General features: G+C 72.7%; 23 protein-coding genes. 7 read left to right on the top strand and 16 right to left on the bottom strand.

What is annotated here, in order from left to right; all coding sequences use genetic code 11:
* Nucleotides 1-20: 20 nt before the first annotated feature.
* On the bottom strand, nt 21-1,121 hold the full coding sequence (locus tag ACI79T_RS18600) for a mannose-1-phosphate guanylyltransferase (RefSeq protein WP_456611583.1): 1,101 nt from the start codon (nt 1,119-1,121) through the stop codon (nt 21-23).
* A gap of 1 nt (nt 1,122) precedes the next feature.
* Nucleotides 1,123-2,064 carry a glycosyltransferase gene (locus ACI79T_RS18605; protein WP_456611584.1) on the bottom strand — a complete coding sequence of 314 codons (942 nt, stop codon included), beginning with the start codon at nt 2,062-2,064 and terminating at the stop codon, nt 1,123-1,125.
* A gap of 147 nt (nt 2,065-2,211) precedes the next feature.
* Between ACI79T_RS18605 and glf the strand changes: the two genes are divergently transcribed.
* The 3 genes from glf to ACI79T_RS18620 are packed head-to-tail and all read left to right on the top strand — an operon-like array spanning nt 2,212 to nt 5,979.
* Entirely contained in the window at nt 2,212-3,399 is a 1,188-nt protein-coding gene (gene glf / locus ACI79T_RS18610; RefSeq protein ID WP_456611585.1) for a UDP-galactopyranose mutase, read from the top strand.
* A 55-nt stretch (nt 3,400-3,454) separates the two neighbouring features.
* Nucleotides 3,455-5,077 carry a glycosyltransferase gene (locus ACI79T_RS18615; protein ID WP_456611586.1) on the top strand — a complete coding sequence of 541 codons (1,623 nt, stop codon included), beginning with the start codon at nt 3,455-3,457 and terminating at the stop codon, nt 5,075-5,077.
* Entirely contained in the window at nt 5,074-5,979 is a 906-nt protein-coding gene (locus ACI79T_RS18620) for a glycosyltransferase family 2 protein (protein ID WP_456611587.1), read from the top strand. The genes ACI79T_RS18615 and ACI79T_RS18620 overlap by 4 nt, the downstream gene beginning before the upstream one ends.
* A gap of 90 nt (nt 5,980-6,069) precedes the next feature.
* Here the strand turns inward: ACI79T_RS18620 and glfT1 are convergent, their stop codons facing one another.
* The 3 genes from glfT1 to wzm are packed head-to-tail and all read right to left on the bottom strand — an operon-like array spanning nt 6,070 to nt 8,628.
* A complete protein-coding gene (gene glfT1 / locus ACI79T_RS18625) occupies nt 6,070-6,987 on the bottom strand; it encodes a galactofuranosyltransferase GlfT1 (RefSeq protein ID WP_456611588.1) in 918 nt (305 codons plus the stop codon).
* Nucleotides 6,984-7,754, bottom strand: a complete 771-nt coding sequence (gene wzt / locus ACI79T_RS18630) for a galactan export ABC transporter ATP-binding subunit Wzt/RfbE (protein WP_456611589.1) — start codon at nt 7,752-7,754, stop codon at nt 6,984-6,986. Before wzt ends, glfT1 begins: the two co-directional genes overlap by 4 nt.
* A gap of 37 nt (nt 7,755-7,791) precedes the next feature.
* Nucleotides 7,792-8,628, bottom strand: a complete 837-nt coding sequence (gene wzm / locus ACI79T_RS18635; RefSeq protein ID WP_456611590.1) for a galactan export ABC transporter permease subunit Wzm/RfbD — start codon at nt 8,626-8,628, stop codon at nt 7,792-7,794.
* A gap of 386 nt (nt 8,629-9,014) precedes the next feature.
* On the opposite strand from wzm, the gene ACI79T_RS18640 reads away from it, so the two are divergent.
* The 3 genes from ACI79T_RS18640 to ACI79T_RS18650 are packed head-to-tail and all read left to right on the top strand — an operon-like array spanning nt 9,015 to nt 12,232.
* Complete coding sequence (locus ACI79T_RS18640; protein WP_456611591.1) at nt 9,015-10,568, top strand: LCP family protein; 1,554 nt, start codon at nt 9,015-9,017, stop codon at nt 10,566-10,568.
* Complete coding sequence (locus ACI79T_RS18645; protein ID WP_456611592.1) at nt 10,568-11,368, top strand: TIGR03089 family protein; 801 nt, start codon at nt 10,568-10,570, stop codon at nt 11,366-11,368. Before ACI79T_RS18640 ends, ACI79T_RS18645 begins: the two co-directional genes overlap by 1 nt.
* Before the next feature lie 42 nt (nt 11,369-11,410).
* A complete protein-coding gene (locus tag ACI79T_RS18650; protein ID WP_456611593.1) occupies nt 11,411-12,232 on the top strand; it encodes a DUF1028 domain-containing protein in 822 nt (273 codons plus the stop codon).
* Between the two features lie 12 nt (nt 12,233-12,244).
* Here ACI79T_RS18650 and ACI79T_RS18655 read toward each other — a convergent pair whose 3' ends face one another.
* The 11 genes from ACI79T_RS18655 to ACI79T_RS18705 all read right to left on the bottom strand — a co-directional run bounded on the left by ACI79T_RS18655 (nt 12,245) and on the right by ACI79T_RS18705 (nt 25,328).
* Nucleotides 12,245-12,697 (bottom strand): GtrA family protein, encoded by a 453-nt coding sequence (locus ACI79T_RS18655; RefSeq protein ID WP_456611594.1) that lies wholly within the window; start codon nt 12,695-12,697, stop codon nt 12,245-12,247.
* Nucleotides 12,694-13,509 (bottom strand): glycosyltransferase family 2 protein, encoded by an 816-nt coding sequence (locus ACI79T_RS18660; RefSeq protein WP_456611595.1) that lies wholly within the window; start codon nt 13,507-13,509, stop codon nt 12,694-12,696. Before ACI79T_RS18660 ends, ACI79T_RS18655 begins: the two co-directional genes overlap by 4 nt.
* On the bottom strand, nt 13,506-14,321 hold the full coding sequence (locus tag ACI79T_RS18665) for a sugar phosphate isomerase/epimerase family protein (RefSeq protein WP_456611596.1): 816 nt from the start codon (nt 14,319-14,321) through the stop codon (nt 13,506-13,508). Before ACI79T_RS18665 ends, ACI79T_RS18660 begins: the two co-directional genes overlap by 4 nt.
* On the bottom strand, nt 14,318-15,103 hold the full coding sequence (locus tag ACI79T_RS18670) for an NAD-dependent epimerase/dehydratase family protein (protein ID WP_456611597.1): 786 nt from the start codon (nt 15,101-15,103) through the stop codon (nt 14,318-14,320). Before ACI79T_RS18670 ends, ACI79T_RS18665 begins: the two co-directional genes overlap by 4 nt.
* A complete protein-coding gene (locus ACI79T_RS18675; protein ID WP_456611598.1) occupies nt 15,100-16,266 on the bottom strand; it encodes a hypothetical protein in 1,167 nt (388 codons plus the stop codon). The genes ACI79T_RS18670 and ACI79T_RS18675 overlap by 4 nt, the downstream gene beginning before the upstream one ends.
* Nucleotides 16,253-17,338: an FAD-dependent oxidoreductase gene (locus ACI79T_RS18680; protein ID WP_456611599.1), complete on the bottom strand. Its 1,086-nt coding sequence runs from the start codon at nt 17,336-17,338 to the stop codon at nt 16,253-16,255. Before ACI79T_RS18680 ends, ACI79T_RS18675 begins: the two co-directional genes overlap by 14 nt.
* A gap of 5 nt (nt 17,339-17,343) precedes the next feature.
* Entirely contained in the window at nt 17,344-18,753 is a 1,410-nt protein-coding gene (locus ACI79T_RS18685; protein ID WP_456611600.1) for a hypothetical protein, read from the bottom strand.
* 171 nt (nt 18,754-18,924) lie between these two features.
* Nucleotides 18,925-21,282 (bottom strand): hypothetical protein, encoded by a 2,358-nt coding sequence (locus tag ACI79T_RS18690; RefSeq protein ID WP_456611601.1) that lies wholly within the window; start codon nt 21,280-21,282, stop codon nt 18,925-18,927.
* A 121-nt stretch (nt 21,283-21,403) separates the two neighbouring features.
* The gene (locus tag ACI79T_RS18695) at nt 21,404-24,136 is read right to left on the bottom strand and encodes a hypothetical protein (protein ID WP_456611602.1); all 2,733 of its coding nucleotides are present in this window, start codon (nt 24,134-24,136) and stop codon (nt 21,404-21,406) included.
* Nucleotides 24,133-24,711 carry a hypothetical protein gene (locus ACI79T_RS18700; RefSeq protein ID WP_456611603.1) on the bottom strand — a complete coding sequence of 193 codons (579 nt, stop codon included), beginning with the start codon at nt 24,709-24,711 and terminating at the stop codon, nt 24,133-24,135. Before ACI79T_RS18700 ends, ACI79T_RS18695 begins: the two co-directional genes overlap by 4 nt.
* Before the next feature lie 239 nt (nt 24,712-24,950).
* Entirely contained in the window at nt 24,951-25,328 is a 378-nt protein-coding gene (locus tag ACI79T_RS18705) for an ArsR/SmtB family transcription factor (RefSeq protein ID WP_456611604.1), read from the bottom strand.
* A 246-nt stretch (nt 25,329-25,574) separates the two neighbouring features.
* On the opposite strand from ACI79T_RS18705, the gene ACI79T_RS18710 reads away from it, so the two are divergent.
* Nucleotides 25,575-26,174 (top strand): DUF305 domain-containing protein, encoded by a 600-nt coding sequence (locus tag ACI79T_RS18710; protein ID WP_456611605.1) that lies wholly within the window; start codon nt 25,575-25,577, stop codon nt 26,172-26,174.
* Nucleotides 26,175-26,347 lie beyond the last annotated feature (173 nt).

Consider the following 26,347-nt stretch of genomic DNA (forward strand, 5'->3'; position numbering starts at 1 on the left):
CCGGAGGCTAGCCACCCCGATCAGCCGAAACGTGACCCGTGTCGCTCGGCCACCGCCGCGAGCAGCTGCTTGACGCGCTCCGCCTCGCCGACCGGGCAGACCATCGTGACGTCGGCGGTGTGCACCACCACGCTGTCGCGGACCCCCACGAGCGCGACCAGGTGGTCGGGGTCGTCGCTGAACACGATGTTGCCCGAGCCGTCGAGCACGACGGCGAGCCCGCGGACGGCGTTGCCCGCGCCGTCGCCGTCCAGGGTGTGCGCCAGCGCCGGCCAGGACCCGACGTCCAGCCAGTCCACGTCCAGGTCGACGACGAGCACCCGGCCCGGCTCGGCTGCGGCCGGCTCCAGGACGGCGTAGTCGACGCTGATCTTCGGCAGGGTCGGGAACACCTCCGTCAAAACGGCGTCCCGCTGCGGCCCGGCCGGGACGGCGGTGATGCGGGCCAGCCCCTCGGCCGAGGCGGGCAGGTGGTCGGCGAGGGCGTCGAGCACGGTGCGGGCCCGCCACACGAACATGCCGGAGTTCCACAGGTACTGCCCCGAGGCCAGGTACCGCTCGGCGGTGGCCCGGTCCGGCTTCTCGCGGAACGAGGCGGCCTCGGCCACGCCGGGCCGGCCGGTCGGCGCACCGCGCTGCACGTAGCCGAACCCGGTGGCCGGTGAGGTGGGCGTGATGCCCAGGGTGATCAGCGACCGGGGGCGGTCGGCCAGGGCGTCGTAGGCGGCGCGCAGCGCATCGGCGAAGCGCTCGACCGGCCGGATGACGTGGTCGGCGCTGACCACCGCGAGCTCGGCGTCGGGGTCGACGTCGGCGACCAGTGCCGCGGTCAGGCCGACCGCGTTGGCGGTGTCCCGAGCCACCGGCTCGAGCACCAGCCGGTCGGGGCGCAGCTCCGGCAGGGCGGCGCGCACCTGGTCGGCGTAGCGGGCCGCGGTGCAGACCCAGATGCCCTCGGCGGGCAGCACCGCGCGCAGCCGGATCCAGGCCTCGGCGAGCAGGCTGTGCGGGGTGCCGTCCCCGCCGGCGACCACGTCGAGCAGCTGCTTGGGCCGGCCGGCGCGCGACAGCGGCCACAGCCGCGTGCCGGAGCCGCCAGCCATGATCACCGCGTGCCGCACGTCAGCCCTCCCGCCCGGTGCCGGTGGGCTCCGGCACCGCGGCCAGCTCCCGGGCCCGCCGCTGGAACCGGGCGCCGGCGGCCACCCGCCCGCTGACGTAGGAGAGCAGCATCCGCCCGCCCAGGCCGGCCCGGAGGGCGCCCCGCAGCGGAGCGTGCCGGCGCCCCGGGTACTGGCCGGAGAGGTACCGCAGCGCGCTGGTGTGGTGCACCCGCTGCATCCGGTGCGGCTCGCGCCTGGTGGCGTGCCCGCCCTCGTGCTCCACGACGGCGGTCGGGACGTACACGTGCAGGAAGCCGCGGCGGGTCAGCCGCTCGGCGAGGTCGACGTCCTCGAAGTACATGAAGTAGCCGGGGTCGAAGCCGCCGACCGACCAGAAGGCCTCGACGTCGACCAGCAGGCAGGAGCCGCTCAGCCAGCCGGCCGGACGCTCCCGCGGCGCCTCCCGCTCCCGCCGGTACCGCGCCGTCCACGGGTTCCCCGGCCACGCCCAGCCGAGGAGCGCGTGCCCGGCGCCGGTCGACAGCCGGGGCAGGTCGCGGGCAGAGGGGTACAGCTCCCCCTGGGGCGTCATGATCGCCGGCCCGAGGGTGGCGGCCCGGGGCCAGCGGTCGGCCGCGGCGAGCAGCTCGTCCACCGCCCCCGGCGAGAAGCGGAGGTCGGGGTTGGCGATCAGCGCCCGCCCGCTGCTCAGGCCGGCCAGCCCGGCGTTGGCGGCGGCGCCGTACCCGATGTTCCCGCCGGTCGGCAGCACCCGGACGTGCGGGTACCGAGCAGCGGCCCGCTCCGGGACGCCGTCGGTGGAGCCGTTGTCGGCGAGCACGACCTCCACCGGGCGGGTGGTGGCCCGGGCGAGCGAGTCGATGAAGCCCTCGAGGGCCTCGCCCGGCGAGTAGGTGACGGCGACGACGCGCAGCGGAGGGTTGTCGGTCGGAGTGGCCACGCCCGAACCCTAGGCAGTGCGGCCGTGCGCCGCGGGACGCCGCGCACGGTGACCGGTGAGGTGGGTGTGACGGAACGGACCGCCTCGCCCGCGAGGTACCCGTGGCGTGGTCGTGCGCCCCTCCCCCGGCAGGTACCGTCGGCGCCCGTGACTGACACAGCACCAGATCTCGTGGTAGTCGGTTCCGGATTCTTCGGACTGACCGTCGCCGAGCGCGTCGCCACCCAGCTCGACAAGCGCGTGCTGGTGATCGACCGCCGCGACCACATCGGCGGCAACGCGTACTCGGCGCCGGAGCCCGAGACCGGGATCGAGGTGCACGTCTACGGGGCCCACCTGTTCCACACGTCCAACGAACGGGTCTGGCGCTACGTCAACCAGTTCACCGAGTTCACGAACTACCAGCACCGCGTCTTCAGCATCTACCAGGGCCAGACGTACTCGCTGCCGATGAACCTGGCCACCATCGGCCAGTACTTCGGCAGGAGCTTCTCCCCCGGCGAGGCCCGAGCGCTGGTCGCCGAGCAGGCCGGCGAGATCGACACCGCCGAGGCGGCCAACCTCGAGGAGAAGGCGATCTCCCTCATCGGGCGCCCGCTCTACGAGGCGTTCATCCGCGGCTACACGAAGAAGCAGTGGCAGACCGATCCCACCGAGCTGCCGGCGGCGATCATCGCCCGGCTCCCCGTCCGCTACACCTTCGACAACCGCTACTTCAACGACACGTACGAGGGTCTGCCCAAGGACGGGTACACCGCCTGGCTGACCCGGATGGCCGACCACCCGAACATCGAGGTCCGGCTCTCCACCGACTACTTCGACGTGCGGGACCAGCTGCCCCAGGACGTGCCGACCGTCTTCACCGGCCCGATCGACAAGTACTTCGACTACGAGGCCGGCGAGCTGGGCTGGCGCACCCTGGACTTCGAGACCGAGGTCCTGCCGATCGGCGACTTCCAGGGCACGTCGGTGATGAACTACGCCGACGAGGACGTGCCCTACACCCGGATCCACGAGTTCCGGCACTTCCACCCGGAGCGGGACTACCCCACGGACAAGACCGTCGTGGTGCGGGAGTACTCCCGGTTCGCCACGAGCGGCGACGAGCCGTACTACCCGATCAACACCCCCGAGGACCGCGCCAAGCTGGAGCGCTACCGGGAGCTGGCCGCGAAGGAGGCCGCGGAGAAGCGGGTGCTCTTCGGCGGCCGGCTGGGCACGTACAAGTACCTCGACATGCACATGGCGATCGGGTCGGCACTCACCATGTTCGACAACCGGATCCGGCCCTTCTTCGACCAGGGCTCGTCGCTCGACGGTCGTCTGGAGGACTGATGCAGACGACCACCGCGCGCACCGACGGCGGCCGGCTTCCCAGGGGGAACCACCGGTGACGGATCCGCACGACCAGACCGGCGCGCACCGCGTCTTCGAGATCCTCCACGAGCCCGACTGGTTCACCGGCCTCTCGCAGCGCGAGGCCCGCCTGCTCGACGGAGCCCTGGCGTTCCACTGCCTCGCCCGTCCGGGCGAGCGGATCCGGGCCACGGTGCTCCGGACGGACGGGCCGCACCTGCCGTCCCTGACCGACCAGCGGACGGCCAGCATCGAGTGGCCCGACGACCGCGCGGTGGTCGGCACGATCGAGGCGCACGCCACCGGGCATCCCGCGTCGTCGACCGGTGTCGTGGACGTCGTCCTGGATCTCGGCGGCCCACCCGAGTCGCTGATGCGCAACGAGCAGCCACCCGGCCGGATCCACGCCGCCCGCAACGCGGTGCGCCGCCGGGTCCCGGTCGCCTTCGACGCCGCCCGTCAGCTGCGCACCGACCGGCTGGAGAACCGCCGGCTGTCCCGTCCGATCCCGCGGGTCGGCCGGCTGCACAACTCCGCCGTGGGCTCCTCCCGCGGCTCCACCAAGGCGGTGCTCTTCGGGCTGCACTGGCTGGAGCTGGGCGGAGCCGAGAAGTGGGCGACCGAGACGATCTCGCTGGCCCGCGAGGCCGGTCTCTTCCCGATCGTGCTCAGCGACCGGGCCTCGGGCCATCCCGACATCGTCCGGCCGGAGTACGACGACGCCCTGGTCATCCCGCTCACCCACCCGATGAGCGGCCCCCAGGAATCCCGGCTGCTGAGCCAGCTGTTCGAGCGGTTCGACATCCGGGGGGTGCACGTCCACCACTGCAGCTGGCTCTACCAGCGGCTGCCGTGGATCCGGGCCCAGTACCCGGGGACCGAGCTGGTCGACTCGCTGCACGTCCTGGAGTGGCGGACCGGCGGCTTCGTCGACATCGCACTCCGGCTGTCGAACGTCATGGACGCCCACCACGTCATCTCGCCGCAGCTGCGGGACTACCTCGTCGACCGCCAGGGCCTGCCGCGCGAGAAGGTCCAGCTGGCCACCCTGGCCGGCCTCACGGTGGATCCCGCGGCGACCGACGCCCGCCCCGTGCCCAGCCGCCAGGCCGGTGATCCGCTCACCATCGCCTTCGTGGGCCGGTTCACCCAGCAGAAGCGCCCGTACCTGTTCCTCCGGCTGGCGGCGCACCTGCTCGCCACCCACGGCGACCGGGTCCGCTTCGTCATGCACGGCGACGGGGAGCTGGCCGCCGAGGTCCGCTCCCACCGGTCCCGGCTCGGGCTCGACGGCGTCGTGGACCTGCGCGGCCCCGACCGGCCGGTGTCGACCACCCTGGCCGAGGCCGACCTGCTGGTCATCAGCTCGGACAACGAGGGCGTCACGCTCACCTCCTTCGAGGCCGACGCCCACGGCACCCTCGTGCTCAGCAGCGACGTGGGGTCGCAGGCGTCGGTGGTCCTCCCCGAGCTCCTGCTGCCGCGCGCACCCCTCGCCTTCCTCCGGGAGGCCGAGCGGACCGTCGCCGGCCTGCTGGACGACACCGCGCAGACCGGCGCGCTGCTGCAGCGCCAGCACGAGCGGGTGTCCGCTTTCGCCGCGCTCCCCGATGCCCGGGCCTGGACCCGGGAACTCTACGAAAGGTGGGCCTCGTGACCACGACCAACGTGGCCGCAGTCATCGTCACCTACAACCGGGCGGACAAGCTCGGCAAGGTGATCGAGCAGGTGCTGAACCAGGACCGGCCGGCCGACCAGGTGATCGTGGTGGACAACGCCTCGACCGACTCGACCGCCTCCGTCCTCGACCAGTACCGGGACCGCGAGACGGTCCACATCGAGCAGCTCACGGAGAACACCGGTGGCGCCGGCGGCTTCGCGCACGGCATGTCGGTGGCCTACGAGCGCGGCGCGGACTTCGTCTGGATCATGGACGACGACTGCTACGCCGACACCGACGCGCTGCGCCAGCTGCTGGACGGCCACGCGGCCGCCGAGAAGAGCATGGGCATGCGGTTGCCCTACGCCTGCTCGGTCGTGAAGTGGACCGACGGCGACGTCTGCGAGATGAACAACCCCGAGCCCACGTGGGACTGGGGCAAGCTCCTGGCCCGCGGCGAGCAGAGCGTGCTGGTGAACTCCTGCTCGTTCGTGTCGGTGATGTTCCCGCGCTGGGTGCTCACCCAGTTCGGTCTCCCCCTGGCGGAGTACTTCATCTGGTTCGACGACCAGGAGTACACCCGCCGGATCACCGCCGCGGGGCCCGGCGTCCAGGTGCTGACCAGCACGGTGACGCACGACCTCGCGGTCAACCGCGGCGTGAACTTCGGGGACGTCAACGACGCCAACATGTGGAAGTTCGCCTACGGCGTCCGCAACGAGGCGTCCTACCGCTGGCACCACGAGGACCCGTTCGCCGCCCTGCGGTTCGCGCAGCGGCTGTTCACGGGGCTCAGGGGCGGCAAGGTGCCGTGGCGGCTGCGTCGCGAGCTGGCGAAGAAGTTCGTCGAGGGCGTCCGGTTCGACCCGAAGCCGGCGTTCCCCCGCACGGTGCTCTGACCGGGTCACCCCCCGGCGCATGCGCAACGGAGCCCCTCCCGACCCGGGAGGGGCTCCGTTCGCATCTGCTGTCCGGGCGCGGGCCCGGGCCTAGCGGCCCGGTCCGGGCATGCTGAACCGTTCCCGCCGCCCGGCGCGCGTGAGCGCCAGCCAGTCGCGCAACCCGCGCACGTCGCGCCGGCTCAGGAAGAAGTAGCCGAACCGGATCAACTCCAGCGGGAACAGCCAGCGCATGCCCGGCTGGGCCATCAGGTAGCCGCGGTTGCGGTAGGTGAAGAAGCGCTTGGCGGCGTCCCCCGGGTACTGCGCGGACAGCCGTCCGCCGAGGATCGGGACGAACTCGTCGCCCCCCTGGGGATGGAGGTAGACCGCCCGCATGGTGGTGCCGAAGTGCAGCCCGGAGCGCTGGAGACGCCGGTGGATCTCGGTCTCGTCGCCGCGCAGGAACAGCCGGAGGTCCGGCACCCCGATGGCCCGGAACGCCGTCGCCCGGAACAGCGCGCCGTTGAACAGGGACGCGTACGACGGCAGGAACTCGTCCGGTCCGAACGCATCGACGCTGCCCGCCCAGCGCAGGCCGCGGCGGAGCGGGAAGGCCAGGCGGCGCGGGTCCGCCTCGTCGACGACCGCGGGTGAGACCTCGGCGAGCTGTCGTCCGTGCGCCTCCTCGAGCAGGATCTCCAGCACGTCCCGGCCCCCGGGCCGGCCGTCGTCGTCGGCGCACCAGACCCAGTCCGCCCCGAGGGACAGCGCGGTCAGCAGGCCCAGCGCGAACCCACCGGCGCCGCCGAGGTTCGTGCGCGAGGGCAGGTACACCGTCCGGACGTCGCAGCTCCCGACCACCGCCTCGGTCTCGGCATCGGCCCCGTTGTCGACGACGACGATCGCCCCGACCGGGCGGCTCTGCCCCGCGATCGCCTGCAGGCTCTGCCGGAGGAGTTCGGCGCGGTCACGGGTGACGATGACCGCGACGACGAGCTCGTCAGCAGCCGACGGCACCGTGGTCACGCGGCACCGTGCCCCTCGTCGGGATACGCCTCGGGCCCCTTGTAGGCGCGCAGGACGTCCTTCAGGGGGCCCTGCTGCTTGATCTGCCCGTGCTCCATCCAGATGGCGCTCGTGCACAGCCGCATGAGGAACTCGTCGGAGTGGGAGGCGAACACCAGGAGCCCGGCGCGGTCGACCAGGTCGCTGAGGCGGTCGCGGGCCTTCTCGAGGAAGGCCGCGTCCACGGCCCCGATCCCCTCGTCGAGCAGCAGGATCTCCGGGTCGATGCTGGTCACGACGCCGAGGGCGAGGCGGACGCGCATACCCGTGGAGTAGGTGCGGAGCGGCATGGCGAGGAAGTCGCCGAGTTCCGTGAAGTCGGCGATGTCGTCGACCCGCTTCTCCATCTGCTTCCGGGTCATGCCCAGGAACAGCCCGCGGATCATGATGTTCTCGTAGCCGGAGATCTCCGGGTCCATCCCGACGCCCAGGTCGAACACCGGGGCGACGCGTCCTTCGACGACGGCCGTGCCGCGGGTGGGCTCGTAGATGCCGGCGAGCAGCCGCAGCAGCGTGGACTTGCCGGCGCCGTTGTGCCCGACCAGGCCGACGCGTGCGCCGTGCTGGAGGTCCACGTTGATGTCGCGGAGGGCCTCGATGATCGGCACCTTGGTGTCGCTGCTGATGTTGCCGCCGACGACCCCGAGCACGGTCTTCTTGAGGGACCTGCTCTTGGCGTCGAAGATGGGGAAGTCGACCGACGCATCCCGCGTCGTGATGCTGACCACGGATCGTGCCTCTCTCTCGGCTGATCGGACGGGGACGTCAGACCCAGTAGGCGACGCGCGCCCGATAGCGGCGCATGACGACGAGCGCGAGCGTCCAGCCGACGACGGCGATCACCAGGACGACCACCCAGTGTCGCCAGTGCTGGTCGGCCCCGAGCATGGGCGCTCGGATGATCTCGAGGAAGTGGAGGAAGGGGTTGAACTCCGCCCACCGCGCCCGCTCGGCGATCGTCGGGTTGGGGCTGTTCAGGAAGTCGTCGTAGATCCAGACGATCGGGGTCATGAAGAACATCAGCTGGACGATGCTCTGGGTGATCGGCGTGAGGTCCCGGAAGCGGGTGCTCACGATCCCCGCCAGCAGCGCGATCCAGAGGCCGTTGAGCATCAGCAGGAGGAACGCGGGGATCGCGGCCAGCGACATCCACGTGAGCGGCTGCGGGAACACGATGAGCATGACCGCGTAGACGATCAGGTTGTGCACGAAGAAGAGGATCTGCCGCCAGACCAGCCGGTACACGTGCACGCTGATCGGCGAGGGCAGGTGCTTGATCAGGCCCTCGTTGGCGATGAACACCTCCGAGCCCTCGTTGATGCAGCCGGCGATGAAGCCCCACACGATGAAGCCGACGAGGATGTACGGGAGCTGCTCCTCCAGCGGGTTGCCGAACAGCCCCGCGTAGAGGATGCCGAGGGCCACCGCGGTGACCGCCATGCTGATGGTGATCCAGATCGGGCCCAGGAGCGAGCGCCGGTACCGCTGCCGGATGTCCTGCCAGCCCAGGTGCCCCCAGAGCTCGCGCTGGCGCCAGCCGTCGGCCAGGTCCGCCAGCGCCTTCCGCCAGGGGGACTCGGCCAGGGGCGTCGCTGCACTCACGGAGCCGACGCTACCTGCGTCCCCGTCAGGAGGACCGCAGGCACCGTTGTGACGGACGGTCCCCTTCTCCCCTCGCGACACGCGGACCCCAACGTGCCCACGCGTCATCCCCTCGGACTGCGGCAGCCCCGTGGCGAGAGGGACCGGCACGTCCGGTCGCGCCCGGACGGCGCACGACCGTGTGACGGCTGTGGCATCAGGCGACCGCAGTGGCCAGGTGGGCGCCGTCAGGGGCCGCGTGGAGCGCGACCCGTGTCGGAAAGGTCGCACCGGTCCGGCGTGGCTAACCTGGCCGCACCGACGCCCACAGAGCCACGACGAGTTGCGCGCCAGCGCCGTCCGCGGTCGTCGGGACGACGCTGGACATCGCCACCTGTGAGGACACCGTGAGCCGAGACCGGAACGAGCCGGACCGCCCCGCCGGGCGCCCACTCCCCCCGCGCCTCGACCCCCGCGCGGGTCGCCCCGCGCGCGCCCGGGCTGCCGGCGCTCCGGCGCCGGACGTCACCGGGCCCGGGCGCCAGGGGCGCGGGCGCGCCGCCCTGGCCGGCCGCCTGGTCGCCGGCGCCCTCTCGACCGTGCTGCTCACCGGCGCCGGGTGGGGGTGGTACCTGGGCCAGGTGGCCTCGGCGACGGTCAACCGCACGGATGCGATCCCGACCGCGGGCAACGACGGCACCAACGGCGCCGGCGAGGCGATGAACCTGCTGCTGGTCGGCAACGACAGCCGCAGCTCCCTCACGAAGGAGCAGCTCGCCGAGCTCAACGCCGGCACCGACTCGGGCACCAACACCGACACGATGATCCTGGTGCACGTGCCGGCCGACGGGTCGAAGGCGTCGTTCGTCTCCTTCCCGCGCGACTCCTGGGTGGATATCCCCGGCTACGGCGAGGACCGGCTGAACGCCGCCTACGCCTACGGCCGGATGAACGCCCCCGACGGCGCCTCCGAGGAGGTGAGGTCCGCACAGGGCTCCCAGCTGCTGGTGCAGACCGTCTCCCAGCTGACCGGCCTGCGGATCGACCACTACGCCGAGGTCGACCTGCTCGGATTCTTCGAGCTGTCGAGCGTCGTCGGCGGTGTCGAGGTCAACCTGTGCAAGGCCGTCGACGACCGCGAGTGGTCCGGTGCGTACTTCCCCGCCGGCGTGCAGACCATCAGCGGCGCCGACGCCCTGAAGTTCGTCCGCCAGCGCCACAACTACGGCCCCCAGGGCCGCGGCGACTTCGACCGGATCATCCGCCAGCAGGTCTTCATCGCCGGCGTGCTGCGCAAGATGCTCTCCGAGGACGTGCTGCTCGACCTGGGCAAGCAGCGGGAGCTGGTGCAGGCCGCCGCGGAGTCGCTGACCGTCGACAAGTCGCTGGACCTGCTGCAGCTCGCCGAGCAGATGCAGTCGGTGACCGCCGGGAGCATCGACTTCCAGACCGTCCCGAACGTCGGCACGGACGACGAGGACGGCAAGTCGATCGTCCGGCTGGAGGACGAGGACGCGCTGCAGGCCTTCTTCGCCGACCTCTCGGCCGAGCCCCAGCAGGAGGCCCCGGCCACCACCGAGGCGCCGAAGACCGTCGACCCCTCGACGGTGACGGTCGACGTCTACAACGGCTCGGGCACCTCGGGCCTCGCCGCGAAGGCCGCCACGTCCCTCACCGCGGCCGGTTTCACCATCGGCTCGACCGGCAACGCCTCCTCCATGGACCACGAGCTGACCGAGGTCCGCTACGCCGCCGGGGACGAGGCCCTCGCCACGACGGTGGCCGCCGCCATCCCCGGGGCCGTGGTCGAGGAGAGCGACGACGCCGCCGGCGGCACGGTCCAGCTGGTGCTGGGCAGCGACTTCAACGGCGTCGGTCAGGCGGTGACCCCGCCGGCCCCCGTCGAGCAGGTCGAGGGCACGGACGCCCGCACCGCAGCAGACACCACCTGCATCAACTGATGGCCGCCGCACCCGTCCTGCCCGCCGACCTGCTCGCGCAGGCGTTGCGCCGGTCGCCCGCCACCCCGCTGCTGACCTACTACGACGACGCCACCGGCGAGCGGGTGGAGCTGTCGGCGACCACGCTGGCCAACTGGGTGGCCAAGACGGCGAACCTCCTGCAGGAGGAGTTCGACGTCGGGCCGGGCAGCAGCGTGGCGCTGGCCCTGCCGGTGCACTGGCAGACAGCCGCAGTCCTGCTCGGGGTCTGGAGCTGCGGCGCGGCGGTCCTCGACACCGCGGCGGAGGACGACGGGCGGCTCGACGACGCCGACGTGGTGCTCGCCGCCCAGGACCGCCTGGGCCCGATCGAGGAACAGGGTGTCGAGGAGCTGCTGGGGCTCTCGCTGCACCCGCTGGGCATGGGCATGACCGGCTACGCAGGTGCCGCCCGCGACTTCGCGCTCGAGGTCCGGGCGCACGGCGACGTCTTCGCCGCCTGGTCACCGCCCCGGGTCGATGCGCCGGGCCTGGTGCTCGGCGGGCTGGAGCTCTCCCTCGGGGGCCTGGTCGAGGCCGCCGTCGAGCTGGCCGGCCGGCTGGGCATCGTCGAGGGCGACCGGCTGCTCATCGACGCCCGGGTGGCCGCCGAAGCCGGTCCGGTGGCCTGGCTGCTCGCCCCGCTGGCAGCCGGTGCCTCCGTCGTCCTGATCAGCTCGGTGGACGTGTCGCGCCTGGCACAGCGGGCGGCGAGCGAGCGGGTGACGGCTACCCTCGGGCAGCGTGTCGACGGTATCCGCGAGCTCGGTCGCGACGCCTGATCCGTCCGCCGCGCCACCGGCCGGCCGGGCGTCCTCACCGCGGTGACGTTCTCGGTCCTCGCCCACGACCCCGCCACCGGCGACCTCGGCATCGCCGTCTCCTCGTGCATCCTGGCCGTCGGCCGGGCGGTGCCCGCCGCCCGGCCCGGGGTGGGGATCGTCGCCGTCCAGGCGCGCAGCCGGCGGGGACTCGGGAACGCGCTGCTCGACCGGCTGGCGGCCGGGGAGGCCCCCGCCGCGCTGGTGCGGAGGTCCGCGCACTCGGCCGAGGACGCCGACCGGCAGATCGCGGTGCTCGACACGACCGGCCGGGTCGCCGCGGACACCGGGCGCGGCTCCTTCCCCGTGTGCGGCCACCTGGTGGGCCAGGGAGTCAGCATCCAGGGCAACATGCTCGTCTCCGACGACGTGCTGCCCGCCATGTCGAGGGCCTTCACCACCACGACCGGCGACCTGCCGGACCGGCTCCTGGCCGCGCTCGACGCCGGGCAGGAGGCCGGCGGGGACCTGCGCGGGCGCCAGTCCGCCGCCCTGCTCGTGATCGGCGCCGATCCGCCGACCGACGAGGACGACGGCGTACGGCTGGACCTGCGGGTCGACGACTCGGGCGACCCGGTGGCCCAGCTGCGGATGCTGCGCAACCTGCAGCGCGCCTACGACGAACGGGACTACGAGCACCTCGCCCTGTTCGCACCCGCCGGGGCCCGCGACCTCTACGCCGCGCTGGCCGCTTCCCAGCGGGGCGACCGGGACGCCGTGCGCCGCGCGCTGGAGGCGCTGCGTGGCCGGCCGGGGTGGTCGGCGTGGTTGAGCGCGATGGCCGGGGACAGCCGGCTGGCGGCGGTGTCGCGACTGCTCGGCTGATCGCCCGGGAGGTCAGAGCGGGGCGGCCGACCGGCTGTCGAGCGGCCGCGGTCCCGCCGCCACCGCGGCGGGACCGCGCCCGGAGGACGCCGTCCGCATCGCCCACCTGGTGAGCAGGAACGCGGCCGGCATGGTGATCGCGACCGCGACCGGCGGAGCCAGCTCCTCGGGCAGCAGCGAGGGCGCGACCAGCACCCACACCACCAGCATGCGCAGCACGATGGTGGTGCCGTTCGCGATCAGGTACCTCACCAGCGAGGACCGGGAGGTGGCGACCCCGAAGGCGTACCGGGCGTTGGCCACGTAGGCCACGAGCACCGCCAGGACCAGCGCCAGCGCGTTGGCCCAGAAGTACGGCATGGCCAGCAGGAACACGAGGTAGAGCCCCCAGTAGAGGCCCGTGTTCAGCGCGTTGACGAGCAGGAACCGGAGGAAGACGCCGACCTGCCCTCGCTCGGAGGTCACCGCCCGTCGGGCCCGTAGCCCCCACGCGCGGCGCGCACGAGGATCTTCACGAGCTCGAACTGCGCCCGCCGGCCGTGGATCTTGGTCGGGATCGAGCCGGCGTCCGGGTAGGCCCGGGTGACCGGCACCTCGAGGCAGCGGTACCCCAGCCGGGCCGCCCTGATCGGCAGGTACGCGAGCAGCTCGTACGTGTCGAACACCGAGCGCAGCGGCGCGACCCGCGGGTCCTCCAGGAGCTCCCGCGAGTGGGCCCGGAAGCCGTTGGTCGTGTCGGTGTAGCGACGCCGGGCCGCCAGCGACGTCAGCGGGGCGTGGAACAGCTTGATGGCGAGGTGCCGCTCGCGCGGGGTGTTGATCGCCTTGCCGCCGGGGACGTACCGCGAGCCCTGCACGAAGCCGGCGCCCCGGTCGAGCTCGTCGACGAAGCGCGGCAGCGCCGAGACGTCGTCCTTGCCGTTCCCGTCCACGGTGATCACGCCGGCGTAGCCCTCGGCCAGGGCGAATGCGAAGCCCATCCGCAGCTGCGCGCTCAGCTTCCCCTCGTCCCGCTTCACCAGCAGGGCGCGCACGCCCAGCCCGGCGAGCACGTCCGGGGCGTTGGACCCGTCGGTGCTCCCGCCGTCGGCGACGATGACGTCGAGGTCGAGGCCCAGGTCGCGGACCCGGGCCAGCTGGGCCAGCAGTCGCTCACCCTCGTTGATCACCGGGATGAGGACGCAGTAGCGGCTGGCCTTCTCCCGGAGGACGTGGACCTCCCCGCGGGGGACGGCCCAGCCGTTGTCCTGGCTGACGGTCAGGAGGTCGGTGCTCACGCGTACGTCTTCCTCACGAACTCGGCGGTGCGCCACACGGCGCCGGTCAGGTCGTCGTCACCGGGCGGCAGCATCTCGACGGAGACGTGGCCGGCGTAGCCCACGGACCGCAGGGCCTCGGCGATGGATCCGTGGTCCACCGGGCCGTCCCCACCGACGACCCCCAGCTGGGGGGCGCTGGCGTGCACGTGCGCGAGCACGTCGGCCCCGGCGCGCACCCGCTCCGGTGCGTCGTCCCCGGCGAGCAGCATGCAGGCGGTGTCCAGGTGCAGCCGGACGCCCGGCGAGTCGACGGCGCGGACGAACGCCGTGGAGGCCACGGCGTCGGTCAGGTAGTCGCACTTGTAGGCCTCGGGATTGGCCTCGATGCAGAAGCACACGCCCAGGTCGGCGGCGACGGCGCCGAGCCGGGCGAACAGCTCGACGGCGATCTCGTCGGCCTGCGCCGGCGGCAGGTCGCCCCGGCGCCGGTTGCCCGGCGACCCGAAGACGAGCCGCGTCGCACCGAGCGCCGCGGCCAGGCGCGCCATGCCCACCAGGTGGCTGTAGAGCCCCTCGCGCGCTTCGGCGTTCCCGAACAGCTGCAGCTCCGGCCGCTGGAACAGCAGCGACTGCAGGGCGACGATGCGCAGCCCCGACGACTCGATCTGCGCCCGCACCCGGGCCACCTCGTCGGCGGGCTGCGCGAGCGGGTCGGTCCACAGCCGCGTGGGAGCCACTTCCAGGGACTCGAACCCGCGAGCCGGCAGCTCCGGCAGGACCTGCGGGTCGAGATCCGCCGGCCAGGCCAGGTTGGAGAACGCCAGCCTCATGCCCGGGCCGCCACGAGCTCGCGACCCCAGACGGAGATGCCGGCCAGCACCTCGTCGGCCGAGCGCAGGTAGGAGCCCGGCCGGCCGGCCAGCTCGGCCGCGTGCGCGGTGCGCAGGTCGTAGGCCACCTCGGGCCGGTCGTCGCACCGGTAGTCGACCCCGAAGGACTCCCGCGCGACCTGCTCCGAGGTCACCGGCTCGGTGGCCAGGTTGACCACCGACAGCCCGGCGTCCTGCGCCAGCAGCACGTGGCCCCACAGGTCACGGACGTCGTAGAACTGGAACCGCGACGCCTGGTGGGCGAAGCGCGCCTCCGGCTGGTGGATCAGGTCGAACACCAGGTTCTTCTTGAGCCCCGGGCCGAACATGCCCGGGAGCCGGACGATGAGCGACTCGTCGAAGCGCCGGCTGACGAACTCCTCCAGCAGCGCGCGGTGGCGGCCGTACGCCTGGTCCTGCGCGGTGTCGGCCGGCGTCGTCTCGTCGGCTCCGCGGGAGTCGGCGTACACGTCGACGGTGGAGACCAGCACGCAGGAGGTGGCACGGCTGCGGTCGAGGGCGTCGATCAGCCGGCTGATGCCCGCCCAGTCCGCCTCGGGCTCGGCGTTCGCCCGCCACTTCTCGGCCGGGGCGCCGGCGCAGACGATCTGGTCCACGCCCGCCTCGGGCAGCTGGTCGATGTCGGTGCTGCGGAAGCGCGCCACCGGACGGACGCGGGGCAGCAGCGCGCCCCCGACGAAGCCCGTCCAGCCGACGAGCGCCCGCCGGCCGGCCGCCGTCACTGGCCGGCCCGCACGTGCTCGCGTCCGTTGACCGTCTGCCGGCTCACCGGCGGGTCGGCCAGGGGGCCCGCATCCCGGCCGGGCGCCGTGGCACCGGATCCCGGCGCCTCACCCGGTGCCGCCGCGTCGACGTTGAGCATGTCGCGGGCGGACAGCACCGAACTGGTCGCCTCGAAGGCGACCCGGTAGATCGGTAGCTCGTTGGTGGTCTCGTTCGACTGGAACATGAACTCGGCCATGATGGCGATGACCACGCTGAGCAGGAAGAACATGAAGCTCATCTGCAGGCTCATCGAGGTCCACCCCTCGACGGCACTGCCGCTGATCAGGCCGACCGCGACGACGTAGAGCGCGTACAGCAGGTTCGCCATGCTGGCCAGCAGTGCCAGCCCGACGGCCACCCGGAGCGGGCGCCCGCTGGCGTAGAAGATCGAGCGGACGACCTGCCGGAAGCTGCTGGCCGGCCGCGGCTGGGTGCGCTCCCCCGAGTCGTAGGGCATGACCGCCCAGGGGTAGCCGGAGATCGACGGGAGGAGACGGAGCACGCGGTCGCGGTCGCGGCGCGGCAGCCAGGCATCCAGCGCCGGTCGGCTGTACCCGCGCAGCCCCAGGCTCACGGTGGGGATGTTCTGCCCCATGCTCCGGCTGGCCAGGGCACGGCTGAGCCGCAGCGCCATCCGACGGCCGGCGGCCGGGCTGGCCTCCACCCCGACGACGACGGCGGTGTCCTCGCCGATCATCCGGGCGCACCGGACGATGTCCTCGGGGCGGTCGACGCCGAGCCGTGCGGTGACGACCACGTCGCCCAGCGCACCGTCCAGGCCGGCGGTGAAGGCCACCTCGTCCCGGACGTTGCGCATGAGCCCGACGACCTGGAGGTTCGGCTGCCGCTCCCCCAGTGCGCGCGCCCACGCCACGCGACCGCGGGCGCCGGGGAGCACGAGGACGACCTCGTGCACCGGGTAGGTGTCGGCGAGGACGGTCTCCAGCGACGCGAGGTGCTGCTCCACCTCGTCGAGGGGGCCCTCGGCGACCACGACGACGCTGAGGAAGGTGCCCTCCCGCTCCGGCGGGGCGGGCATGCGGACGACGACGTCGGCGCGCGCGGCTCCGGGCCGGTCACCGCCTCCGCCGGCCGTCGTGTGGGTCTCAAACAGCGTCACGGAGATGCTCCTCTGCCACTCTCAAGGCGTCGTTGATGTTGTCGATCTTGCTGCCGAGCAACGACAGCACGCGGCCACCCTCGGATCGGCGCAGGACGATGGGGCGGGCGTCGTCCCGGTCGCGCCGGGCGGGCACCGTCTTGACGCCCCAGATGGACTCCCGGTGCACCGCCTCGGCCAGCGCGGGCACGTAGCGGGCCGAGTCGCGGATCATCCAGTCGGCCCGCGTCGAGAGCCCGGCCCGCAGCGCAGCCGCCGCCTGGCCGTAGGTGGCGTAGGAGCCGTGCGGCGTGTACCGCACGTGGCTCAGGGTGTGGTACGGGGTGGACGGGAACGGCATCAGCGAGAAGTAGGGGCCGTCCATGACGGTGATCCCCTTGTCCTTCAGGCTGTCCGGCAGGTCCACCAGCGCCATCTCGCACGGCTCGCAGTGGAGTCCGGAGTAGCCGACGCCCGCCGGCAGGTTCTCGATGCCCTCACCGTAGGTGCACACCAGCACCCGGTCGGCCTCGAGCACCTCCCCCGACTCCAGGACGACGGAGGTCCCGGTCGGCTCCTCCACGACCCCGGCCACCGGCGTCCCCAGGCGGACCTGGACCCCGGTGTCGTCGAGCTCCTGCCGCATGAGGTCCCGCAGCAGGACCGCGTCGAACACCGATTCGCGGGTCACCCAGGACCCCTCGATGACCGCACGGTTGAACAGCCGGCTGATCGACGGCGGCGAGTCCTGCAGCGGGGCGCCGATGTAGTTGCACATCCGCTGGAACTTGCGGGCGTTGGTCAGGGACCCGCGGGCGATCGCGTAGATGCACAGGAAGTCGTCGACCACGCAGGACCGGTAGCGCTCCATGAAGGCCAGGTAGGAGGCCTGGCTCCGCCCGGCGGTCCGGAGCGACCGGGGGTAGTGGTAGCCCCCGTGCACCCGCGCCTGGTTGAAGTAGCTGGCGCCTCCGTGGAGGTCGGCGCGGGCCTCGAGGAGGACCACGCTCGCCCCTTCACGGGCCAGGTGCGCCGCGAGCGAGGTGCCGTAGAACCCGCCGCCGACGACGACGATGCGCTGCTGAGAGGCCACGACGGTCACCCGACTCCCTGGCCGACCGGCTGCCGGTCGTCGACCCGGGGCCCGGGCACGACCGGTGCCGCGGCCTGGTGCCGGGGCCAGTCACGACGGGGCGCCGCCTCCTCGACCGCGGCGTCCGCCAGCTGCGGCCAGGCGCGGTCCGCCACCGTTTGCACGCGGAGCGCGATCATCGCGAAGACGAGGGGCAGGAACGGCAGGTAGAAGACGATCGAGTCGATGTGCGCGTGGTGGATCATGTGCCCGTAGGCGAGCACGAGCCACGACATGCCGCCCACCAGGCCGAGGCCGGCCGACAGGGCCAGCCTGCGCTGCACGGCGGCGTCCGCCTGCCGTCCGCGCACCGCCTGCACGGCGATGAACGCGAAGACCACGACGAACGCCCAGATCGGGATCCCGTAGGCGGCCAGGCCGAAGCCGGTGCCCTCGGGGGCGGGGACCGCCACGGCGGGGTTGGTCAGGTAGTGGACGAGCTGGAAGGCCCAGAGGCCGAAGAGGCTGTCGCCCTGCACCAGCCACCCCCACAGCGGGTCGTCGACGCCACGGGCCCAGATCAGCATGTCGGCCGCATCGCTGGGCGAGAAGGTCCGCTCGAGGATGCGGGTCCGGATGATCGACGCGTCGCCGTACTTGGCCATCAGCTGGGCGACGTGCACGCCGACCGCGAGGACGAAGCCGACCAGACCGGTGGCCATGGCGAGCACCAGCCGGGAGAACAACCGCAGGTCGAGCCGGCCGCGGAACTCGTGGAACGCCACGCCGGCCGCCACACCGAGCAGCACGGTGCTGATGTACTCGTAGCCGCACAGGCACTTCAGGAAGACCAGCCCGGCGATGATCGCGCCGCCGCGGAGCCACTTGCGGCGGCCGCTGCCCAGCCGGTGCCAGACCAGCAGGGGAACGAGCGTGGGCAGCAGGAGCGTCCACAGCTGCCAGTAGGTGCTGGCGCCGAAACCGTTGGTCCAGAAGGACACGGAGAGCAGGACGAAGAGCACCGATGCGGCGCGGCCGCCCCACGCCCGCCAGACCGCGACGACGGCCGCGGCGAACACGGCGCCGGTCAGCATCGACGTGGTCAGCCGCAGCGCCTCGTAGAAGTGGTCCCCGGGGCTGAGCCAGTTCATGACCATGCCCTGCAGGCCGAACTGGCTGGCGTAGTTCCGCTCCACCCCACCCAGCTGCGGGAAGAGGGCGGACCCCGGGTTGAGCATCAGGTCGACGACCAGCGAGTCGGAATCCTCCTGGAACTCCGCCTTGTAGGTGGGGTCCAGGACACCCAGGAAGTCGAACCGGATCTGCAGCCCGAAGAACACGGTGGCGGCGAGCCAAGAGATCCGCTGGCGGACCGAACCGAGCACCAGCTCTGTCTCCTCTGCTGTGGCACGGGTGTCGACCCCGCTGGAACGCATGCACCGAGCGTACGTCGGTGGTTGCTCCGCGTCAGCGGATGCGGGCAGACTTCCGGACCCCATTCGTCACATGAGGACCCCATGGTCACACGGATCCCGCGCGCCCACCCGGGACGCCCGTGACGGCGGACGGATCCGTCCGTCACCGGGTCCCGCGTCGGGGGCCGCCGGTCAGTCCAGCAGCGTGAAGACGTTCCCGGCCCCGGCGACCTCGGGGTCCAGCGGCGGGCCCTCGAGGATGACGTTGACGAACTTCCCCTGGTCCTGCACCTCGTCGATCTCGCGGACCTCGCCGTCGGAGAAGCGGATCGCATCGGCGGCCCGCAGGTCCGCCAGGTTCATCTCCGTGGTGCGCATGAACAGTCCCGCGACGTCCCGGTGCACCCCGCGCTCCCAGAAATCGTCCGTGTGGTCCACCGGGGTGAGCCAGAAGCTGCTGAAGACGTCCTCGGTGTCGGCTTCCTCGGGGAAGGCGATGGCGGCCGCGGTGCAGGACTCCAGGACGGTCAGCGGCTCGGTCCCGGCCGAGACGTCCTTCGTCGACAGCACGGTCGTGCCCGAGCCCGGCGTCTGGACGGCGACGGGGAACTGGTGCTCGTCGGCTCCCGGGTCCAGCGCCATGAAGCCGAACGCGGACTCGGTCACCGCGATGTTGTTCTCCACCATGGTGTACGAGCGCGAGGAGCTCCCCGGCCCCTCGTAGCGCAGGGTCACCTCGTACAGACCGGCCTCCGGGGCGGTCAGCTCGATCTGCGACCCGTCCACGTCGCAGGGGACGGGCTCCCAGGTCGCGGGCTCGACCGGCGTCCAGTTCAGGGTGAGCGGCGTGCTCTGCTCGGGGGCGTAGGACTTGAAGAGCTCCCGGTAGAACCACCAGTTCGCGCTGACGTTCCAGGTCGACCAGATGCTGGCGTCCGGATGGGTCGTCACGACCAGCGACGGCCGCTCCGCCATCCGGTCGGCGAACACCTGCCGCTGGCTGCCCACGGCAGCGATGATCGAGTCGACCGGCAGGGTGAGGTTCGGGCCGTTCACGGCGCCGGCCAGCCCCATGTACTCCTCGACCACGTCGGTCCGCCCGGCCACCTCCTCGAGCTGGTCGAGGAACGCTTCCGGGACGTACCCGTCGAGCTGCGGCTCCCAGACCTGCGCCGGGTCCGCGGCCAGGGCCCGTTCGGTGTTCCAGTTCGCCCGCAATGAGGCCGCCACGGCGACCAGCAGCGCCGCGACCGTGCCGGCCACGAGCGCCGTCCGGGCGAGCGTGCCGACGCGGCCCCGCCACCAGGCCCGGGTGCGGTCGTCCCTCTCCAGCAGCCAGACCACCAGCCGCGCGGCAGCGACCGCGGTGGTCACGTACCCCCACAGGACGAAGGACCAGAAGTAGCCGCCGCTGTGCCCGCCGATGGTGGCGGCCAGGCCGCCGGCCAGCACGGAGGCGCCGGTGAAGGGGATCAGGAGCGCGCCGAGGTCACGGGACCGGAGCCCGTAGACCGTGGCGGCCACCAGGACGAGCAGGGGGTACACCGCCTGCTCGCCCCACATGATCGAGAACAGGTCCCCGGCCGAGTACACCCGGTCCTCGCGAGCCCACGGCCCGAAGTACCAGAACTGGTCCTGCCGCACGTCCACGAAGTTGTAGGTGACCAGCGCGGGGAAGTGCCCGGCGGTCGCGGCGAAGCCGGACACCAGGTAGCCGACCAGCGCAGCGCCCCACAGCGCGACCAGTCCCCGCAGCCGCGGGGTGAGCCGCCAGCGCAGCACGTGGAAGGTCACCACGACCAGGACGACGCCCCCGGACACCAGCCCGTAGTCGTTCGACCAGAGGGCCGCCACGACACCCGCGGCGGTGCCGACGACGGCGGCGCGCCACGTGCTCCACCGCGGGCGGAGCACGAAGAAGGCGACGGCGGCGAGCAGGTAGGGCGCGATCGCCCGGATCGGCCGGAGGCTGTTGCCCGGCATCGCCGCGGTGCTCAGCAGCCCGTCGGCGATGCCCCACAGGCCGGGGCGGACCATGGCGGCGCCCACCAGCACGGCCGGCACGGCGGCACCCCAGAGCAGCGCCCACACCGGCCGGCGGCGGAAGAACAGGGCGGCCAGCAGGCCGACGAGCAGCTGGAACGCCAGCATCGTCATCAGGTAGGACGCGAACGTCGACGCGGTGAGCGAGCCCCCCATGGCCACGAAGGCCGGGAACAGCACGGCGACCGGACCGATGCCCAGGTACGGGAAGAAGTCCCTGCCCGGCCACTGCCCCTCCGCCAGCCGGAACAGGCCGCTGGCGGTCTGGAAGGCCCCGTCCAGGTGGAAGGTCGGCACCGCGTGCATGGCCTGCAGTGCGTGCACGACCGGGACCACGAGGACCAGGAGCGACAGCAGCAGGAGGCCGATCAGACGGGCGGCCGGCCGACGGGAGAAGCCGCCGGCCGCGGACGCACCGGCCGCGGATGCGCCGGCCGACGGCTCGTCCCGACGGGCCGACTCGTCGGCCGGCGCCGCCGACTCCCGGGTGGTGGTGCTCTCGACCATCAGCGGCGTGCCGTTCCCTCGTGCGTGACTGAGCGACCGCACCGGCGAGTGCCGAGGCCGCGGAGACCGTTCTGCCCGAGGACTGTAGGCGGCGCCGAGCCGGTCCGTCGTCGGCGCCCGGTCACTTCAGCGTGACGAGCTGCTGACCGGCGGTGGTCACCGTGATCGTCCCGCCCTGGAAGTCCATCCGGCGGCCACCCGACACCGCGTACTCGTCCGAGGTCGGGTAGCCCAGCTGGCCTCCCTCGTAACCGGCCCGCGCCCAGGCGTCGTAGAAGCCGCCCCGGATCGGGTGCGCCCCGCCGTCCGGCGACCAGTAGACGCCGCCGCCCTGGAAGAGCGACATCGCACCGCCGGTCAGCGCGATCTGGTCGGTGACCGGGAGGCCGAGGTAGCCGTACTCGTACCCGGTGCCGGCCCACGCGGCGCGGATCGGTCCGCGGACCACGTGGGCTCCGGTGGCCGCCGACTGGTAGATCGATCCCCGCTGGAAGTGCTGCACGAGGCCGCCGCCACCGGCCGCGGTGCGGAACGCGTCGACCGTGGGCAGCCCCAGGTCGCCCGCGGCCCCGCCCGACCGGGCCCAGGCCTGGTCGAGGACGGCAGGCACGCTGTGCGCCCCGGTCCCCTCCGACCAGTAGATCGAGCCGCCCTGGAAGGTGGCGACCGTCCCGGTGCCGCCCGGCGCCGCGGTGGCGTCCGCCGTCGGATAGCCGAGCGGCCCGTTCTCGTACCCCTGCGCGGCCCAGGCCGTGTAGGTGGGGCCGGACACGTTGTGCAGACCGGTCCCGGCCGACCAGTAGAGGTTGCCCCGCTGGAAGTGGGCCGCCCGCCCGCCGGTCGCCGTCGTGAACTCGTCCGTGGTGGGGAAGCCCAGCGCGCCACCCGGTCCGCCCCGGGCGGCCAGGTCGGCGGCCAGGTCGGCGCCGAGCCAGCGGCCGCCGGTGGCCGGGGAGACGTAGATGCTGCCGCCCTGGAAGTCGCTCTGCTGCCCGCCGGCCACCGCCTGCACGTCGCTGATCGGGTAGCCGAGGCGGCCGGTCTCGTAGCCCTGCCGCGCCCAGACGTCGTAGGCCGTGCCCCGGATGATCTGCGGGTTGGTCGTCGACGATGCGTAGATGGCGCCCTGGGCGAACACCTGGAAGGTGCCGGTCCGCGTCCGCCCGACGTCCGAGGCGGGGAAGCCCAGTGCTCCGGACACCCCTCCCGCGGTCAGCCACTTGTCCCGGAACGCACCGGTCACGACGCGGGCCCCGTGGGCGGACGACTGGTAGATCGACCCACCGGCGAAGTCCTGGTAGCTACCCCCGGTGACCGACGTCTGCGGGCCGATGGGCATGCCCAGCACACCGGTCTCGTAGCCCGCCCGTGCCCACGCCTCGTAGACGGGCCCACGCAGCGCGTGTCCCCCGCCGGACGGCGACCAGTAGATCGCCCCGCCCTGGAAGACGCTGAACTCGCCGGAGGCCAGGGTCCGCACGTCGCTGACCGGGAAGCCCAGCGGGCCGCCCTCGTAGCCCTGACGGGCCCACGCCTCGTACACCGGGCCGCGGATCGACCAGCCGCCCGTCGAGGCGGACCAGTAGATGGCCCCGCCCTGGAACGTGCTCACGTAGCCGCCGGGGATCTGCGCCTCGTCCCCGGTCGGGAAGCCCAGCCAGCCCGTCTCGTACCCGCGCTTGGCCCACGCCTCGTAGATGCCGCCCCGGATGAAGTGCGCCCCGGTCGCCGGCGACCAGTAGATGGCCCCGCCCTGGAACAGCTGCAGGTAGCCCCCCGGGAGCACGACCTCGTCGCTGGTGGGGAACCCGAGCAGGCTGTACTCGTACCCGAGCAGGGACCACTTGGCGTAGATCCCGCCGCGGATGGCATGGGCACCACTGGCCTGGGACCAGTAGATGGCTCCGCCCTGGTACGGCTGGAGGCAGCCGCCGTCCCTCGCCGTGCAGGTGACGTCCCCGGTCGAGGTGCCCAGGTAGCTGGTCGAGCCCCCCATGGCGAGGTACTTCTCGGCGACCGCGGCCCCACCGCTGTGCTGCGTCGAGCCGAACCAGTCGGTGAAGTAGCTGTAGAAGTTCCGGTTGCCGTAGGACGAGCAGCTGTCGCCGGTCCCGTAGCCGGCGTTCAGGGACGCCTGGTTGGGGACGTACGGGGTGTAGTTGTAGAGACCGGCGGTGGCCTGGTTCTCGATGTAGATCGTCCGGCCGCCGCAGCCGGGGTTGTTGGGGTAGTGGGCGATGTAGTTGTTCATCCGCGCCACGTAGCCGTACTTCGTCGGGGTGGCCTGGTAGTTCTTGAACTGCCGTGCCGCCATGTAGACCTGGTTGTAGAAGCCGTTGTAGGTGGCATCGCAGGTCCCGCCGGTGTTGTCCGGGCAGCCGTAGCCCATGGCGCGGCTGTAGGACTTGGTGGTGGGGCTCGTCGCCGTCACCAGGCCCATCTCCTTCTGCAGGGTCACCAGCAGCACCTGGGGATTGATGCCGCAGGCGGAGGCGACCTTGGAGATGATCGACGCCGCGCTCTCCCAGGCCGAGCCCGTGTAGGTGCGCGGACAACGGCTGTCGGCGTTCCGGGTGTACGTGGCCATCCCGTAGCGGCTGAGGCACATGCTGCCGGCCGTGCAGTTCCGCCCCTTGAGGTCGAGGAAGTTCTGGATCTGGGCGGCGTTCATGGACGACGTGTCGTAGAAGACCCCGTCGGAGATGATGTTGGCCGGGTTGAACCGGCCGAGGTCGGCGGCGTTCGTGAAGCCCTCCGGAGGGGTCTCGCGCTGGGCGCCGACGAGCAGCATCGTCAGCATCGCAGCGAGGCCCACCGCCATCAGGAGGACACGTACCGGACGGGTGCGGGTCACGGGACCACCACCGAGAACGTCTGCGACTCGCCGTCCGCCGCCGGTGACTCGTAGCTGACCAGCGCGGTCCACTCCCCCGCGTCCATGTCCTCACCGGGGACCGACATGCGCCCGCAGGTGGTGGTGCTCGCGTCCGCGACCCCCTTCGAGGAGGCGGTCAGCTCGGTCAGCCCCTGGGCCACGGTCAGGGTGCACGTCCCACCGGACTCGATGATGCCGGCCACGACCGCGCCGACGACGACCGACGAGGAGTCGGGGTCCCAGCCGGAGTAGGTCTGCCGCACCAGGACCCCGATCGGGTCCTCTGCCGGAGCCGGGGCGCTGGACGAGGCCGTGGCCTGCGGCGTCTCCCCGCCGGCGCCGGTCGACCCGTCCGAGTCCGAGTTCTGGGGAGCCTCGTCGGTCCCCGCAGCCACCTCGGGTGTCGTCGAGCCGCCGGCGGCGGAGCTTCCGGTGGACTCCGCGTCCGCGGCGTCCGAGCCCACCGACCGAGCGGCGAACGCCACCCCGACGACCACGGCGGCGGCCAGGGCCACGAACACGGCCCAGCGCACGATCTTGACGGACGAGGACATCCACACTCCCAGGGGCGAGCGACGAGCGAACCGGCGCTCGTGTGCCGGTTCTCGCTGGCGGGCGGACCGTCGGGATCCGCGCCGTGGCCGCGGTCGGGACTTTAGGTCACCGAGCGATCACGCTGTGGGAGGACACGGCTGCGTCAGCACGTCCTGTGGGAGAGACGACGCACACCCCGAGGCGGTCCCTGGCGTCCCGCCCAACCGGCCCGAGCCGCGTCGCCGGCCACGGGGAACGGTCAGTCGTCGTCCGGAGCGGCGTTCGACAGGACGACCAACTGGCGGAGGCAGTGGTCGCGCAGCGGCTCGGGGAAGCCCTCGGCCAAGCGGTAGAACACGACCCGCCCCTGCTTCCGGTTGGTCACCAGTCCGGCGGTGCGCAGCAGCCGCAGGGCGTAGCCGACGGCGTCCTCGTTCACCTCCAGGGCCAGCGCCAGGTCGCCGACGCAGAGCTCCTCCACCACGTCCAGCGCGAACAGCACCCGGGCCCGGGTGGGGTCGGCCATCAGACTCAGCACGCTGGTCAGCCGGGCGGCCTCGTCCCGGCCGGGGAGCCGCGCGCGGGCATGCGCGACCCGCCCGGGGTCGACCGGGTGCGCGTGCAGGGAACCAGACATCGAGGGACACCTCCGGCGTCGCCGGTACCCGGACGCGTCCACCGGTAAGCCGCGCCACCCGGCGGGCGTCGCGTTTATCCGTACGACCGTACGGGCATGCGGACCGGCGCCCCGGTCCCGCGGCGCCGCGGTCCGCGCGCCGGGACGGTGCAGCCGTCACCCTGGGACGAGGGCGGAGCCGTGACGGCGGCCGCGCGACGACGCGTGGAGCCGCGCACACCCGACGAGAGAGTGGAGACCGGACCCATGGCGGCGAAGCAGGACCACGAGGGCGACCAGCACCAGCAGGGCGGCGGCAAGATGTCGCACCAGACGAAGATGTACCTGCGCTTCGCGGCCATGATCAGCACGTCCATGGTGGTCATGTACTTCACCATGTTCGCCGGCACGTGGGAGTGGGACCACGTCCGGTTCAGCGAGAGCCGCGTCTTCATGGCGCTCACCATGGGCGGCACCATGGGGCTGATCATGCTCGGCTGGATGCTCAACATGTACAAGAACGTGAAGGGCAACATCGCCATCGTGGCGGCGAGCCTGCTGCTGCTGGGCGGCGGCATCGCACTCGACCGCAGCCAGGTCCTCGTGGACGACGTCAACTGGATGAGCGCGATGATCCCGCACCACTCGCTGGCCATCACCCGGTCCGAGCGAGCCGACATCGACGACGTCCGGGTGTGCCAGCTGGCCGTCGAGATCATCCGGGCCCAGGAGCGGGAGATCGCCGAGATGGAGTGGCTGATCCAGGACATCGAGGAGAACGGCGAGGCCGAGACCCTCGAGGAGGCGCAGGCCCGGCCCGTCCCCGAGTTCGAGGGCTCCGCCCTGCGCGACTGCCCGACGGGCTGAGCCCTGGGAGTCCCGGCGCCGGGGAGCCGCCGGGGGGGGGGGGGGGGGGGGGGGGGGGGGGGGGGGGGGGGGGCGGGGGGGGGGGGGGGGGGGGGGGGGTGGGGGGGGGGGGGGGGGGGGGGGGGGGGGGGGGGGGGGGGGGGGGGGGGGGGGGGCGGGGGGGGGGGGGGGGG

This window comes from Blastococcus sp. SYSU DS0619, assembly GCF_054051035.1.

Coding starts and splice junctions, on each gene's coding strand:
- ACI79T_RS18645 (WP_456611592.1), top strand. CDS start 10,568: ATGGCCGCCGCACCCGTCCTGCCCGCCGACCTGCTCGCGCAGGCGTTG.
- ACI79T_RS18665 (WP_456611596.1), bottom strand. CDS start 14,321: ATGAGGCTGGCGTTCTCCAACCTGGCCTGGCCGGCGGATCTCGACCCG.
- ACI79T_RS18685 (WP_456611600.1), bottom strand. CDS start 18,753: ATGCGTTCCAGCGGGGTCGACACCCGTGCCACAGCAGAGGAGACAGAG.
- ACI79T_RS18690 (WP_456611601.1), bottom strand. CDS start 21,282: ATGGTCGAGAGCACCACCACCCGGGAGTCGGCGGCGCCGGCCGACGAG.
- ACI79T_RS18700 (WP_456611603.1), bottom strand. CDS start 24,711: ATGTCCTCGTCCGTCAAGATCGTGCGCTGGGCCGTGTTCGTGGCCCTG.
- ACI79T_RS18705 (WP_456611604.1), bottom strand. CDS start 25,328: ATGTCTGGTTCCCTGCACGCGCACCCGGTCGACCCCGGGCGGGTCGCG.
- ACI79T_RS18710 (WP_456611605.1), top strand. CDS start 25,575: ATGGCGGCGAAGCAGGACCACGAGGGCGACCAGCACCAGCAGGGCGGC.